The organism is Streptomyces broussonetiae (assembly GCF_009796285.1).
Classification (GTDB): domain Bacteria; phylum Actinomycetota; class Actinomycetes; order Streptomycetales; family Streptomycetaceae; genus Streptomyces; species Streptomyces broussonetiae.
In genome coordinates this window covers 4,054,031-4,068,842 of the sequence record NZ_CP047020.1, presented here as the reverse complement: position 1 = coordinate 4,068,842, position 14,812 = coordinate 4,054,031, and the positions used below count along the sequence as shown (strand labels likewise).

7 protein-coding genes and 3 rRNA genes are annotated in these 14,812 nt (G+C 65.1%); 7 read left to right on the top strand and 3 right to left on the bottom strand.

What is annotated here, in order from left to right; translation table 11 throughout:
- The first annotated feature begins 39 nt into the window (after positions 1–39).
- The gene (locus tag GQF42_RS18775; RefSeq protein WP_158921416.1) at positions 40–1,020 is read left to right on the top strand and encodes a cation diffusion facilitator family transporter; all 981 of its coding nucleotides are present in this window, start codon (positions 40–42) and stop codon (positions 1,018–1,020) included.
- A 19-nt stretch (positions 1,021–1,039) separates the two neighbouring features.
- On the opposite strand, the gene lepB is transcribed toward GQF42_RS18775, so the two are convergent.
- Together lepB and GQF42_RS18765 are read right to left on the bottom strand one after the other, a co-directional pair.
- Positions 1,040–1,732 (bottom strand): signal peptidase I, encoded by a 693-nt coding sequence (gene lepB / locus GQF42_RS18770; RefSeq protein WP_158921414.1) that lies wholly within the window; start codon positions 1,730–1,732, stop codon positions 1,040–1,042.
- A 200-nt stretch (positions 1,733–1,932) separates the two neighbouring features.
- A complete protein-coding gene (locus tag GQF42_RS18765; RefSeq protein WP_158921412.1) occupies positions 1,933–4,083 on the bottom strand; it encodes a fructose-specific PTS transporter subunit EIIC in 2,151 nt (716 codons plus the stop codon).
- Positions 4,084–4,551: 468 nt separating this feature from the next.
- Between GQF42_RS18765 and ahcY the strand changes: the two genes are divergently transcribed.
- The gene (ahcY, locus tag GQF42_RS18755) at positions 4,552–6,009 is read left to right on the top strand and encodes an adenosylhomocysteinase (RefSeq protein WP_158921408.1); all 1,458 of its coding nucleotides are present in this window, start codon (positions 4,552–4,554) and stop codon (positions 6,007–6,009) included.
- A gap of 169 nt (positions 6,010–6,178) precedes the next feature.
- Positions 6,179–6,793, top strand: a complete 615-nt coding sequence (locus GQF42_RS18750; protein WP_158921406.1) for a hypothetical protein — start codon at positions 6,179–6,181, stop codon at positions 6,791–6,793.
- A gap of 97 nt (positions 6,794–6,890) precedes the next feature.
- Here GQF42_RS18750 and GQF42_RS18745 read toward each other — a convergent pair whose 3' ends face one another.
- On the bottom strand, positions 6,891–7,850 hold the full coding sequence (locus tag GQF42_RS18745; protein WP_199272718.1) for an RDD family protein: 960 nt from the start codon (positions 7,848–7,850) through the stop codon (positions 6,891–6,893).
- A gap of 151 nt (positions 7,851–8,001) precedes the next feature.
- Between GQF42_RS18745 and GQF42_RS18740 the strand changes: the two genes are divergently transcribed.
- From GQF42_RS18740 to rrf, 4 genes are all read left to right on the top strand, one after another.
- The gene (locus tag GQF42_RS18740) at positions 8,002–9,009 is read left to right on the top strand and encodes a stage II sporulation protein M (protein ID WP_158921404.1); all 1,008 of its coding nucleotides are present in this window, start codon (positions 8,002–8,004) and stop codon (positions 9,007–9,009) included.
- A 576-nt stretch (positions 9,010–9,585) separates the two neighbouring features.
- Positions 9,586–11,111: ribosomal RNA gene (locus tag GQF42_RS18735) — 16S ribosomal RNA — on the top strand.
- A gap of 315 nt (positions 11,112–11,426) precedes the next feature.
- Positions 11,427–14,530, top strand: a 23S ribosomal RNA gene (locus GQF42_RS18730).
- A 93-nt stretch (positions 14,531–14,623) separates the two neighbouring features.
- Positions 14,624–14,740: ribosomal RNA gene (gene rrf / locus GQF42_RS18725) — 5S ribosomal RNA — on the top strand.
- Together the 16S, 23S and 5S rRNA genes form the textbook arrangement of a ribosomal RNA operon.
- Positions 14,741–14,812 lie beyond the last annotated feature (72 nt).

Genomic DNA, 14,812 nt, shown 5'->3' with positions numbered 1-14,812 from the left:
GCGTACGAGGGCGACAGAGGCGAAGGGACACGCGGACACATGAGCGCGTCAGGCGGTACGAAGGCGATCGTGGCGGCACTCGGCGCCAATCTCGCGATCGCGGCATCGAAGTTCGTGGCGTTCGCGTTCAGCGGCTCCTCCTCGATGCTCGCCGAGGGCGTCCACTCGCTCGCCGACTCCGGGAACCAGTTCCTGCTGCTGATAGGCGGCAAGCGCGCACAGCGCGAAGCCACCCCGCAACACCCGTTCGGCTACGGCCGTGAGCGCTTCATCTACGCCTTCCTGGTCTCGATCGTGCTCTTCTCCATCGGCGGCATGTTCGCCATCTACGAGGGCTACGAGAAGATCAGCCACCCGCACGAGCTGGAGCACTGGTACTGGCCGGTGGGCGTCCTGCTCTTCGCGGTCGTCGCCGAGGGCTTCTCCTTCCGCACGGCCATCAAGGAGTCCAGCGAACTGCGCGGCAGCCTGTCCTGGGCGCAGTTCATCCGCCGCGCCAAGGCACCCGAGCTGCCGGTCGTCCTGCTGGAGGACTTCGGCGCGCTCATCGGCCTGGTCCTCGCCCTGCTCGGCGTCGGCCTCGCTGCGCTCACCGGCGACGGCGTCTGGGACGGCATCGGCACCGTCTGCATCGGCGTCCTGCTCGTCTGCATCGCCCTGGTCCTGGCCGCCGAGACCAAGTCGCTGCTGCTCGGCGAGGCCGCGGGCCTGGACGTGATCAAGCGGATCGAGGAGGCGACCGTCGACGGCGACACCGTCACCGGCCTCATCCACATGCGCACGCTGCACCTCGGCCCCGAGGAGCTGCTGGTCGCCGCCAAGATCGCCGTCCAGCACGACGACACGGCCACCGAGGTCGCGAACGCCATCAACGCCGCCGAGGCACGTATCCGCGCCGCCGTCCCGATCGCCCGCGTCATCTACCTCGAACCGGACATCTACAGCGAGACCGAGGCCGCCAAGGGCCCGGACCCGGAGGCCACCCCGGGCGGCCCGAACCCGCACGCGGCCGGCCACTGACGCCTGCCGCCGCGCCCGGTCAGCTCCCCGTCGGCTGCATCGGCCAGGGCATCTGCGGGACCTGCGGCACCTTCCGCCGTCGTACGGCGAGGAAGGCGATGCCGAGGCCGCCCCCGACCAGGAGCAGCACGACGCCGACGAGCAGAGCCGCGACCAGCAGGAACGGGACCGTGCGGTCATCCGTCACCCGGCCCCGCACCGCGTCGGCGGACACCGTCCCACCCTGCTCGCCGGAATGGAAACGCGAGTCATTGGAGTTCGCGCGGTTGTCGCCCAGCAGGAACAGCCGCCCCCGGGGGACCGTCACGTCGTACGACTTGTGCACGCCGTCGGCGTCACCGCCGTACACGTACGGCTCCTCGACCGGCTTCCCGTTCACGGTCACCCGCTCCCGCGAGCCCGCCGCCGTGCAGCACGTCACCCGGTCCCCGCCCACGCCGACGACCCGCTTGAGCAAAGGCCCGTCGAACCCGTAGTCGGCGGGCGGCGTGAACAGCACGACGTCACCGCGCCGTACCTCGCTCCCGTCGACACGCTCCCAGACGATCCGGTCACCCCGGTCGTACGACGGCCGCATACTGCTGCCCGCCACGGTGGAGGCCCCGTACGCGGACCTCAGGAAGCCGAAGCCGCCGACCGCCAGCACCAGCCCCAGGAGCCCCACCACGAGCGCCGATATCCCCAGCCCTCGCCCCCGCCTTGCGCCTGCCATGTTCCGTCCTCCCCAAGCGGCCCATCCGAGGCGCGGATCCTAGCGGCCCCCTGTGAACACTCTGTGCCACAGCGGGCCTCGCCGTACGGTCGTACGCGGGCCGTGCACAGGAGCAGGTCAGGGGGTGGGGTGGAACACCGGCCCGGGCCCCGCCCCCCTCCCGCCGACTCGGCGCTCTCGGTTCTCTCAGCTCTGCCGGCTCAGCCGATCTCACCGAGCACGTCGAGCACCGCCCGCTCGTCCGGCGCCGCCAGCAGCCGCTCCCGGAAACCGGGATCCATCAGCTTGCGGGACAACAGCGCGAGGATCCACAGGTGTTCGTCGCCGGCGGCCGCCTGCGGTACGGCGATCATGAACACCAGCCGGGCCTTCGTACCGTCCAGCGCACCCCACTCGACCCCCTCGGCGGACCGTGCGAAGCCGACGACCGGCGCCGTCACCGCATCGGTCTTGGCATGGGGGATGGCAATCTCCTCCCCGAGCCCGGTCGTCCCCTGCTCCTCACGCCGCAGCGCGGTCGCCACCAACTCGTCCACATCGCCGACCCGCCCACTGCGGCCGAGCAGTTCGGCCATCTCCCGTATCGCGGCGTCCTTGTCCTCGGAGGCGAGCGAGACCTGGACGGTGCGCTCGGTCAGATACCCGGAGAGGACCTCGGACCGAACTTCCTCACGGTCCTCCGACACCACCACCACCGCCCTGCCCGAACCCACAGTCGCCGACGACGAGGACTCCTCACCGGAGCCCCTCGCACCCGTCGACGCCGACGATGCCTGCGCGGGTGCTGCGGGCGGGAAACCGTCCCCCACCGCACCCGAAGGCGCACCCGAACCCGCACCGACCGGAACGGCCTCCACCGCTGCGACAGGTACAGCCGCCGCCCCCGCCACACGCCCCCGACGCCCACTCGCGTCGACCAGCGCCACAGTCGTCAGCGCGGTCACCACCGACCCGATCACCACGGCGACGAAGAACATCGGCACGCCACTCACCGCCCCCAGCACCGCCACGATCGGCCCCCCGTGCGGCACCGCGTCCTTCACCCCGGCCAGCCCCGCAACGGCACCGGCCACCGCGCCACCGAGCATGTTCGCCGGAATGACCTGCGCCGGACGCGCCGCCGCGAACGGAATCGCGCCCTCGGAGATACCGAAGCAGCCCATGAACAGCGCCGCGAGCCCCGTCTCCCGTTCCTGCTCGGTGTACAGCCGGCGGCGGATCAGCGTGGCCATTCCCTGGCCCAGCGGCATCACCGGGATCGCGGCCGCGCACATGCCCATCACCGTCTGGTTGCCGCTCGCGATGAGACCGGCACCGAAGAGGAACGCCGTCTTGTTGACCGGCCCGCCCATGTCGAACGCGATCATCAGCCCGAGAATCGCGCCGAGCAGGATCGCGCTCGTCCCGGTCATGCCGCCGAGCCAGCTCGTGAGGTGCTCGAACACCCAGGAGATCGGCTTGCCGATGACATAGATGAAGAACAGCCCGAGCGCCGTCGTCGCCACGATCGGGATCACGATGATCGGCATGATCGGCTGCACGAACCTGGGTACCCGGACCTTCTTGATCCACAGCACCAGATAACCGGCGAGGAACCCGGTCACGATCGCCCCGATGAACCCCGCGCCGGCCTTGGAGTCGTACAGCGCGCCCGTGTTGGCGATCCACCCGCCGATCATTCCCGGCACGAGCGCGGGCCGGTCGGCGATCGCGTAGGCGATGTAACCGGACAGGATCGGGATCATCAGCTGGAAGCCGATCCCGCCGATCGCGTTGACGTGCGCCCAGAAGGTGCCGTCCGGGATCACATACCCCTTGGACGTGGCATGCCCGCCGAGCGCGAGCGAGACCGCGATCAGCAGACCGCCGACGACCACGAACGGGATCATGTACGACACACCGTTCATCAGCGCCTTGTACACGGGCCCGCGTTCCTTGCCGCGCCCTGCGGTCGCGGACGCCGGGCCCCCGGCTGCCCCACCCGGCGCGTGCACCGGCGCCGAGAGCACCCGCTCGATCAGCTGCTCGGGATGGTGGATGCCCTCGGCGACCCCTGCCGTCAGCACGCGCTTGCCCGCGAAACGGCTCAGGTCGACGTCCTTGTCGGCGGCGACGATGATGCCGTCCGCACTTCTGACATCGTTGTCATCGAGGACGTTCTCGGCCCCGATGGATCCCTGGGTCTCCACCTTCATCTCGATGCCACGGCTCGCCGCGGCCTGTGCGAGCTTCTCCGCCGCCATGTACGTGTGCGCGATGCCGGTCGGGCAGGCGGTCACCGCCAGCAGCTTCACCTGCCGCCGCTCGTCATCGCGGCCATCCGTGGGGGGAGGGCCGGCCGGACTGGTCACGTCGATCTCCTAACACCTTGGTCGCGCGCAGCGCCGTCCCGGGCGCCTCGCGGGCGAGGGCCGGAACTCCCGGCCCCTGTGCATCCTGCCGTACCGGCAGGCCGGCCCAAAGACGCAAAGTTCCCTGTTCCTCCTGGTCCGTAGGCTCCCGCGTCCGGGTTTTCGGACCTTGCCGGCACCCGGCCTGCCCCCGCCCGGCCCCTCGAAACCGCTCTTTGGCCGGATCGAACCTTGCAAAGGCGAACTGGGGGCGACCCGGCTCTCCGGTGTAGCTTGGAACGGAGCCAGACGTCGCTGCTGATGGCGGTCGGGCGGTCCCACGCGGACCGACCGAGGGAGAGAGGGCCTCCGACGGACTGCGCTGCGCGTACGCGGGCATGCCTGTGTCCTCTTTTCAGGCACTCCTGTGTCCGCCGCCGCGCAGACCAGCCGTACCCACCTCGCCCCGATACCGAGGAGCAGCCCGCAATGACGACTGTCGACAACCGGCAGGACTTCAAGGTCGCCGACCTCTCCCTGGCCGAGTTCGGCCGCAAGGAGATCACCCTCGCCGAGCACGAGATGCCCGGCCTGATGGCGATCCGCAAGGAGTACGCCGAGGCCCAGCCGCTGGCCGGTGCCCGGGTCACCGGTTCCCTGCACATGACGGTGCAGACCGCCGTGCTGATCGAGACCCTGGTCGCGCTCGGCGCGCGGGTCCGCTGGGCCTCCTGCAACATCTTCTCCACCCAGGACCACGCGGCCGCCGCCATCGCCGTCGGCCCCAACGGCACGCCCGACAACCCGCAGGGCGTTCCGGTCTTCGCCTGGAAGGGCGAGACCCTCCAGGAGTACTGGTGGTGCACCGAGCAGGCGCTGACCTGGCCGGACAGCCCCACCGGCGGCCCGAACATGATCCTGGACGACGGCGGTGACGCCACCCTCCTCGTCCACAAGGGTGTCGAGTACGAGAAGGCCGGCGAGGTCCCCGCCCTGGAGACCGCCGAGTCCGACGAGCACCGCGTCATCCTCCAGCTGCTGCACCGCACCCTGGGCGAGAACTCCCAGAAGTGGACCCAGCTCGCCTCGGAGATCCGCGGGGTGACGGAGGAGACCACGACGGGTGTCCACCGGCTGTACGAGATGCAGCGTGACGGGGTTCTGCTGTTCCCGGCGATCAATGTCAACGACGCTGTGACCAAGTCGAAGTTCGACAACAAGTACGGTTGCCGGCATTCCCTGGTCGACGGCATCAACCGGGCCACGGATGTGCTGATCGGTGGCAAGACGGCGGTGGTGTGCGGTTACGGCGATGTCGGCAAGGGCTGTGCGGAGTCGTTGCGGGGTCAGGGTGCCCGGGTGATCGTGACGGAGATCGACCCGATCTGCGCGTTGCAGGCGGCGATGGACGGTTACCAGGTGACGACGCTGGACGAGGTTGTCGACAAGGCCGACATCTTCATCACGACGACGGGCAACAAGGACATCATCATGGCCGGTGACATGGCCAGGATGAAGCACCAGGCGATCGTGGGGAACATCGGCCACTTCGACAACGAGATCGACATGGCGGGTCTGGCGAGGGTGCCGGGGATCGTGAAGGACGAGGTCAAGCCGCAGGTTCACACGTGGACGTTCCCGGACGGCAAGGTGATCATCGTGCTGTCGGAGGGGCGGCTGCTGAACCTGGGCAACGCGACGGGGCATCCGTCGTTCGTGATGTCCAACTCGTTCGCGGACCAGACGCTGGCCCAGATCGAGCTGTTCACCAAGCCGGACGCGTATCCGGTGGGTGTGTACACGCTGCCCAAGCACCTGGACGAGAAGGTCGCCCGGCTTCACCTGGACTCCCTCGGCGTCAAGCTGACCAGGCTGCGTCCGGAGCAGGCCGCGTACATCGGTGTCGAGGTCGACGGGCCGTTCAAGTCGGACCACTACCGCTACTGAGCCGGCCACCGCGCGGCCCCGCCGGCCGGGGAGCGCGCCGGTACCCCGCCGCGCTCTCCGACAGCAGGTCCTCCGAGGCAGGCCCCCGCACCCCCGTGCCGGGGGCCTGCCCCTTTGTCCCGACCGTCAGCCCGTCCGGACCGTCAGCCCGTCAAGAGCCAGGACCCCCATGCCCCGCGGCCGTTATTCGCTCCACGATCCGCACGATCACACCCCCCTCGCAGAAGAACACTTCCAATGCGCCCCCGGCCCGTCCGGCTGGCGCTATGTCGCCCGGCTGACCGGCCCCGCCGGTGACCACCGTGGCTCGGTGGATCTCGCCCTGGACGACCTCGGCCGCCCCATCCGTCTCGAGCTGCTCGCGGGAGGCTGGCAGGTGCGCGGCGCCGCCCTCGACGGCGTCACCTGGGTCCGCACGGACCCCACCGGAACCCATGCCACCGAAGGCAATGTGCGCGCCCACGCCTTCACCGGCACGTCCCCCGCGTTCCTCATCGCCACCGCCCGTCTCCTGCGCCTCACCCCCTCGTCCTCCGCGACCCGTGTACGCCTGGTCGCCTTCACGGATCCGGTCCTCGCCCCCCGCACCGTGGACCAGTCCTGGGCCTTGGTGAACAGCGAAGCACACGCCACTGACAACGGCCTGCTGACCGTGGACGAATACCAGGTCACAGCCCTGGACACGGGCGAACGGCACAGTGTCCACATCGCCGGCGATGTCGTTCTGGCCGCTCCCGGGATCGAGCTGGAGGACCTCCAGTCACCGCCGTCGACGTTCGATTGAACCGAACGCGCAGGGATCCGACCGGGGAGGGGATCCGACCAAGCAGGAGTCCGGTCGGCAAAGAGTCCGAGCGCCGATAACTTCCCGCGCCCGCGTCCTACGCGGGCGGCGCGAATCCGGTGGTGGGCCGGCCGGCCGGCGGCTCGTCCCGGGGCGATGCGGCCGGCGGCATGACGGGAGCCTGCGGTTGCCGAGCCCAGTCCTGCGACTGGACCGGCGGAGCGGGGCTCTGCGGCCGGGCAGCCGCGGCAACGGGCGGCTGATAGGAGGCGGGCGCGCCGGGTCCGGCCGCCGGTGCGGTGGGCCCTGTGGTGCCGAACGCCCGCCGGGCCTCACGGGACTGGCGCTCGTGCAGCACGGCCGCCAGGAACGCGGCCGCCGGCAGATCCGGTGGCACCGACGCGCCCGTACGCGCCGCGAGGTCGGCCGCGAGCCGCTGGGCCATGCCCAGGGAAACCTGCGGATCGAGCTGCGGCATGCGCGTGAGGTACTGGCGCACGGCAAGCCACAGCCCGTCCGGCACGGCGGAAAGGTCCAACCCGGCGAACCGCCCCGCGAGCCACGGCGGCGGAGGCGGCACGAAAGCGGTCCGACCGGTGGGTATGCGCTCACGCACGACCAGCGTGCCCGCGAACACGTCGCCGAGCCGTCGGCCCCGTGCGGACACCAGCGAAGCGATGCAGGCCACCACGCCGAACGTCAGCAGGATCTCCACCACACCGATCGCACCCCGCACCAGCGCATGCCGGAACCGGATCGGCCCACCGTCGTCCCGCACCACCCGAAGCCCGAACGCCAGCTTCCCCAGCGAGCGCCCGTGACTGAGTGTCTCCACCGCGATAGGCCCGCCGACCAGCACCAGCAGAAACGACGCAATCGACAGCGCCACCTGCGCGGCCTCGTCCAAAGAGGCCGTCGACATCACCAGCACGACGGTGACGACGGCGTACACGACCACGGTCACCACCAGGTCGAGCAATACGGCAAGCGCCCTGCTCGGCAGCTTCGCCGGCCGTAGTTCGAGCGCCACCGCCTCGCCCGTCACCAGCTCACTCACGCCCGCCGTCCTTCCCTGAACTGCCCCCGGAACCGCAAGTCTGCCAAGCTGTGGGCGCATCGCGTCGCAGTACGACAAGCTGACAGCAAACGCGAGCATCCCCGACGAGCGGACAAGCTGTCGAGGACCAGCCAAGGAGCAGGCAGACCCGATGGACCTGGACGTCTTCGTCTCCGCCCACCGAGCCGAGTGGGACCGCCTGGACGCCCTGCTCCGCCGCCGACGCCGCCTCAGCGGCACCGAAGCCGACGAACTCGTCACGCTCTACCAGCGCACCGCCACCCACCTCTCCCTCATCCAGTCCAGCGCTCCGGACCCGCAGCTGACGGGACGGCTCAGCCAACTGGTGGCACGCGCGCGTAGTGCCGTCACCGGCACCCGCCGTGCCTCGTGGCGCGATGTGACGCGCTTCCTGGGCCAGGGCTTCCCGGCCGCTGTCTACCGCGCGCGCCACTGGTGGGTGCCCACGGCGGTGCTCTCCACGGTCATCGCGATCCTCCTGGGCTGGTGGATAGGCACCCACCCGGACGTCCAGTCGTCCATCGCCGCCCCCAGCCAACTGCGCGAGCTGACCCGTCCCGGTGGTGAGTACGAGACGTACTACTCCAGCCACCCCGCGACCGCGTTCGCCGCCCAGGTGTGGACGAACAACGCCCAGGCCGCCGCGATGTGCCTGGTCCTGGGCGTTTTCCTCGGCCTGCCCGTCCTCTGGATCCTCTTCGAGAACATGCTCAACCTGGGCGTCGGGGTCGGCCTGATGTCCTCCGCCGGCCGGCTCGATACATTCCTCGGCCTGGTTCTCCCGCACGGCCTGCTGGAACTCACCGCGGTCTTCGTGGCAGCCGGTACGGGACTGCGCCTGGGCTGGACGCTCATAGACCCCGGCCCACGTACCCGCCGCACGGCTCTCGCCGAGGAGGGAAGGGCAGCGGTGGGCATGGCCATCGGTCTGGCCTTGGTCCTTTTCGTCTCCGGCGCCATCGAAGGCTTTGTCACCCCGTCTGGTCTGCCCACCTGGGCCCGCATCAGCATCGGCGTCGTGGCCGAGCTGGCATTTCTGACCTACGTCTACGTCCTGGGCGGCCGTGCGGTGGGTGTCGGCGAAACGGGTGATCTTGAAGCGACGAGTCGCAGCGCCACCGTCCCGACCGCCGCCTGATGTGCGTTTCACCCCTGTGAGCTGCTAGTCTCCTCTTCGCCCCGCAAGACCCGTTGACACGGGTGGCGAGGGGAGGTAGATTCAAACAGTTGCCTGGAACTGGACAAGTTCGGCGGCGAACGTTAGAATCTATGAGCTTCTCCAGGGAACGTCGAGAACGGCGTCTCGAAGAAGCATCCCCCGATTACTCAGAAATGAGCGGCCGGTCAGACCGGCCAAGAACTTCTGATAAAGTCGGAACCGCCGGAAAGGAAACCGCGAAATAACGCGGGAACCTGGAAAGCGCCGAGGAAATCGGATCGAGAAAAGATCTGATAGAGTCGGAAACACCGAAGGGAAGCCCGGAGGAAAGCCCGAGAGGGTGAGTACAAAGGAAGCGACCGTTCCTTGAGAACTCAACAGCGTGCCAAAAGTCAACGCCAGATATGTTGATACCCCGTCTGTCGGAACATTCCGATGGTCGAGGTTCCTTTGAAAAAACACAGCGAGGACGCTGTGAACCATCGGATTATTCCTCCGGTGGTTCCGCTCTCGTGGTGTTGCACCGGCTGAATTAATTTTCTGGCCGAGTAAACATTCACGGAGAGTTTGATCCTGGCTCAGGACGAACGCTGGCGGCGTGCTTAACACATGCAAGTCGAACGATGAAGCCCTTCGGGGTGGATTAGTGGCGAACGGGTGAGTAACACGTGGGCAATCTGCCCTTCACTCTGGGACAAGCCCTGGAAACGGGGTCTAATACCGGATACGAGCCTCCAAGGCATCTTGGAGGTTGGAAAGCTCCGGCGGTGAAGGATGAGCCCGCGGCCTATCAGCTTGTTGGTGAGGTAATGGCTCACCAAGGCGACGACGGGTAGCCGGCCTGAGAGGGCGACCGGCCACACTGGGACTGAGACACGGCCCAGACTCCTACGGGAGGCAGCAGTGGGGAATATTGCACAATGGGCGAAAGCCTGATGCAGCGACGCCGCGTGAGGGATGACGGCCTTCGGGTTGTAAACCTCTTTCAGCAGGGAAGAAGCGAGAGTGACGGTACCTGCAGAAGAAGCGCCGGCTAACTACGTGCCAGCAGCCGCGGTAATACGTAGGGCGCAAGCGTTGTCCGGAATTATTGGGCGTAAAGAGCTCGTAGGCGGCTTGTCACGTCGATTGTGAAAGCTCGGGGCTTAACCCCGAGTCTGCAGTCGATACGGGCTAGCTAGAGTGTGGTAGGGGAGATCGGAATTCCTGGTGTAGCGGTGAAATGCGCAGATATCAGGAGGAACACCGGTGGCGAAGGCGGATCTCTGGGCCATTACTGACGCTGAGGAGCGAAAGCGTGGGGAGCGAACAGGATTAGATACCCTGGTAGTCCACGCCGTAAACGGTGGGAACTAGGTGTTGGCGACATTCCACGTCGTCGGTGCCGCAGCTAACGCATTAAGTTCCCCGCCTGGGGAGTACGGCCGCAAGGCTAAAACTCAAAGGAATTGACGGGGGCCCGCACAAGCGGCGGAGCATGTGGCTTAATTCGACGCAACGCGAAGAACCTTACCAAGGCTTGACATACACCGGAAAGCATTAGAGATAGTGCCCCCCTTGTGGTCGGTGTACAGGTGGTGCATGGCTGTCGTCAGCTCGTGTCGTGAGATGTTGGGTTAAGTCCCGCAACGAGCGCAACCCTTGTTCTGTGTTGCCAGCATGCCCTTCGGGGTGATGGGGACTCACAGGAGACCGCCGGGGTCAACTCGGAGGAAGGTGGGGACGACGTCAAGTCATCATGCCCCTTATGTCTTGGGCTGCACACGTGCTACAATGGCCGGTACAATGAGCTGCGATACCGTGAGGTGGAGCGAATCTCAAAAAGCCGGTCTCAGTTCGGATTGGGGTCTGCAACTCGACCCCATGAAGTCGGAGTCGCTAGTAATCGCAGATCAGCATTGCTGCGGTGAATACGTTCCCGGGCCTTGTACACACCGCCCGTCACGTCACGAAAGTCGGTAACACCCGAAGCCGGTGGCCCAACCCCTTGTGGGAGGGAGCTGTCGAAGGTGGGACTGGCGATTGGGACGAAGTCGTAACAAGGTAGCCGTACCGGAAGGTGCGGCTGGATCACCTCCTTTCTAAGGAGCACTTCTTACCAACTCCGGTTGGTCAGAGGCCAGTACATCGGCGGATGTCCGATGCTGGTTGCTCATGGGTGGAACGTTGACTATTCGGTCCAGACCTCGGGTCGGGGGCTGCTAGTACTGCTCGTCAGAGCGTGGAACGCATGATCTCCGGACGGGAGTGGGCCGGGCACGCTGTTGGGTGTCTGAGGGCACGGCCGTATGGTCTGTCTCTCGGTCGCCGGCCCCAGTGAACTCACCGGTTTGTCTGGTGGGGTGATGGGTGGCTGGTCGTTGTTTGAGAACTGCACAGTGGACGCGAGCATCTGTGGCCAAGTTTTTAAGGGCGCACGGTGGATGCCTTGGCACCAGGAACCGATGAAGGACGTGGGAGGCCACGATAGTCCCCGGGGAGTCGTCAACCAGGCTTTGATCCGGGGGTTTCCGAATGGGGAAACCCGGCAGTCGTCATGGGCTGTCACCCGCTGCTGAACACATAGGCAGTGTGGAGGGAACGAGGGGAAGTGAAACATCTCAGTACCCTCAGGAAGAGAAAACAACCGTGATTCCGGGAGTAGTGGCGAGCGAAACCGGATGAGGCCAAACCGTATGCGTGTGAGACCCGGCAGGGGTTGCGTATACGGGGTTGTGGGATCTCTCTTCTGTTGTCTGCCGGCGACAGGACGAGTCAGAAACCGTTGATGTAGGCGAAGGACATGCGAAAGGTCCGGCGTAGAGGGTAAGACCCCCGTAGTCGAAACATCAGCGGCTCGTTTGAGAGACACCCAAGTAGCACGGGGCCCGAGAAATCCCGTGTGAATCTGGCGGGACCACCCGCTAAGCCTAAATATTCCCTGGTGACCGATAGCGGATAGTACCGTGAGGGAATGGTGAAAAGTACCCCGGGAGGGGAGTGAAATAGTACCTGAAACCGTGTGCCTACAAGCCGTGGGAGCACTTCGGTGTGACTGCGTGCCTTTTGAAGAATGAGCCTGCGAGTTTGCGGTGTGTTGCGAGGTTAACCCGTGTGGGGAAGCCGTAGCGAAAGCGAGTCCGAATAGGGCGTTGGAGTAGCACGCTCAAGACCCGAAGCGGAGTGATCTAGCCATGGGCAGGTTGAAGCGGAGGTAAGACTTCGTGGAGGACCGAACCCACCAGGGTTGAAAACCTGGGGGATGACCTGTGGTTAGGGGTGAAAGGCCAATCAAACTCCGTGATAGCTGGTTCTCCCCGAAATGCATTTAGGTGCAGCGTCGTGTGTTTCTTGCCGGAGGTAGAGCACTGGATAGGCGATGGGCCCTACCGGGTTACTGACCTTAGCCAAACTCCGAATGCCGGTAAGTGAGAGCGCGGCAGTGAGACTGTGGGGGATAAGCTCCATGGTCGAGAGGGAAACAGCCCAGAGCATCGACTAAGGCCCCTAAGCGTACGCTAAGTGGGAAAGGATGTGGAGTCGCACAGACAACCAGGAGGTTGGCTTAGAAGCAGCCACCCTTGAAAGAGTGCGTAATAGCTCACTGGTCTAGTGATTCCGCGCCGACAATGTAGCGGGGCTCAAGCGTACCGCCGAAGTCGTGTCATTGACATATATAGCCCCAACGGGTGTGTTGATGGGTAGGGGAGCGTCGTCTGCCGGGTGAAGCGGCACTGGAAGGTAGTCGTGGACGGTTGACGAGTGAGAATGCAGGCATGAGTAGCGATTCACACGTGAGAAACGTGTGCGCCGATTGACTAAGGGTTCCTGGGTCAAGCTGATCTGCCCAGGGTAAGTCGGGACCTAAGGCGAGGCCGACAGGCGTAGTCGATGGATAACCGGTTGATATTCCGGTACCCGCTGTGAAGCGTCAAACATCGAGCATCGTGATGCTAAGGCCGTGAAGCCGCCCTGATCTCTTCGGAGTTGAGGGGAGTGGTGGAGCCGCCGGACCAAGCGGTTAGTAGGTGAGTGATGGGGTGACGCAGGAAGGTAGTCCATCCCGGGCGGTGGTTGTCCCGGGGTAAGGGTGTAGGCCGGTGTGTAGGCAAATCCGCACACCTTGTGGCTGAGACCTGATGCCGAGCCGATTGTGGTGAAGTGGATGATCCTATGCTGTCGAGAAAAGCCTCTAGCGAGTTTTATGGCGGCCCGTACCCTAAACCGACTCAGGTGGTCAGGTAGAGAATACCGAGGCGTTCGGGTGAACTATGGTTAAGGAACTCGGCAAAATGCCCCCGTAACTTCGGGAGAAGGGGGGCCACGCCTGGTGAGAACACTTGCTGTTCGAGCTGGGGGTGGCCGCAGAGACCAGCGAGAAGCGACTGTTTACTAAAAACACAGGTCCGTGCGAAGCCGTAAGGCGATGTATACGGACTGACGCCTGCCCGGTGCTGGAACGTTAAGGGGACCGGTTAGCTTGGATTCGTCCAGGCGAAGCTGAGAACTTAAGCGCCAGTAAACGGCGGTGGTAACTATAACCATCCTAAGGTAGCGAAATTCCTTGTCGGGTAAGTTCCGACCTGCACGAATGGCGTAACGACTTCTCGACTGTCTCAACCATAGGCCCGGTGAAATTGCACTACGAGTAAAGATGCTCGTTTCGCGCAGCAGGACGGAAAGACCCCGGGACCTTTACTACAGTTTGATATTGGTGTTCGGTTCGGCTTGTGTAGGATAGCTGGGAGACTTTGAAGCAGGCACGCCAGTGTTTGTGGAGTCGTCGTTGAAATACCAGTCTGGTCGTGCTGGATGTCTAACCTGGGTCCGTGATCCGGATCAGGGACAGTGTCTGATGGGTAGTTTAACTGGGGCGGTTGCCTCCTAAAGAGTAACGGAGGCGCCCAAAGGTTCCCTCAGCCTGGTTGGCAATCAGGTGTTGAGTGTAAGTGCACAAGGGAGCTTGACTGTGAGACCGACGGGTCGAGCAGGGACGAAAGTCGGGACTAGTGATCCGGCGGTGGCTTGTGGAAGCGCCGTCGCTCAACGGATAAAAGGTACCCCGGGGATAACAGGCTGATCTTCCCCAAGAGTCCATATCGACGGGATGGTTTGGCACCTCGATGTCGGCTCGTCGCATCCTGGGGCTGGAGTCGGTCCCAAGGGTTGGGCTGTTCGCCCATTAAAGCGGTACGCGAGCTGGGTTTAGAACGTCGTGAGACAGTTCGGTCCCTATCCGCTGTGCGCGTAGGAGTCTTGAGAAGGGCTGTCCCTAGTACGAGAGGACCGGGACGGACGAACCTCTGGTGTGCCAGTTGTTCTGCCAAGGGCATGGCTGGTTGGCTACGTTCGGGAGGGATAACCGCTGAAAGCATCTAAGCGGGAAGCCTGCTTCGAGATGAGGACTCCCACCCACTTGATGGGGTAAGGCTCCCAGTAGACGACTGGGTTGATAGGCCGGATCTGGAAGCCAGGTAACTGGTGGAGGTGACCGGTACTAATAGGCCGAGGGCTTGTCCTCAGTTGCTCGCGTCCACTGTGTTGGTTCTGAAACCACGAACAGCCCCACGTTTCACAGAACGTGGTGTGGCATGGTTCGACAGTTTCATAGTGTTTCGGTGGTCATAGCGTGAGGGAAACGCCCGGTTACATTCCGAACCCGGAAGCTAAGCCTCACAGCGCCGATGGTACTGCAGGGGGGACCCTGTGGGAGAGTAGGACGCCGCCGAACAAATTTTGAGAAAGGCCCACGCCATCCGGCGTGGGCCTTTCTGCGTTTCGGAACCGGATTTCTCGGCCGTAC

Bases quoted from the DNA above. Each gene is read 5' to 3' on its own strand.
- GQF42_RS18775 (WP_158921416.1), top strand. From the start codon at position 40: ATGAGCGCGTCAGGCGGTACGAAGGCGATCGTGGCGGCACTCGGCGCC.
- lepB (WP_158921414.1), bottom strand. From the start codon at position 1,732: ATGGCAGGCGCAAGGCGGGGGCGAGGGCTGGGGATATCGGCGCTCGTG.
- ahcY (WP_158921408.1), top strand. From the start codon at position 4,552: ATGACGACTGTCGACAACCGGCAGGACTTCAAGGTCGCCGACCTCTCC.
- GQF42_RS18750 (WP_158921406.1), top strand. From the start codon at position 6,179: ATGCCCCGCGGCCGTTATTCGCTCCACGATCCGCACGATCACACCCCC.
- GQF42_RS18740 (WP_158921404.1), top strand. From the start codon at position 8,002: ATGGACCTGGACGTCTTCGTCTCCGCCCACCGAGCCGAGTGGGACCGC.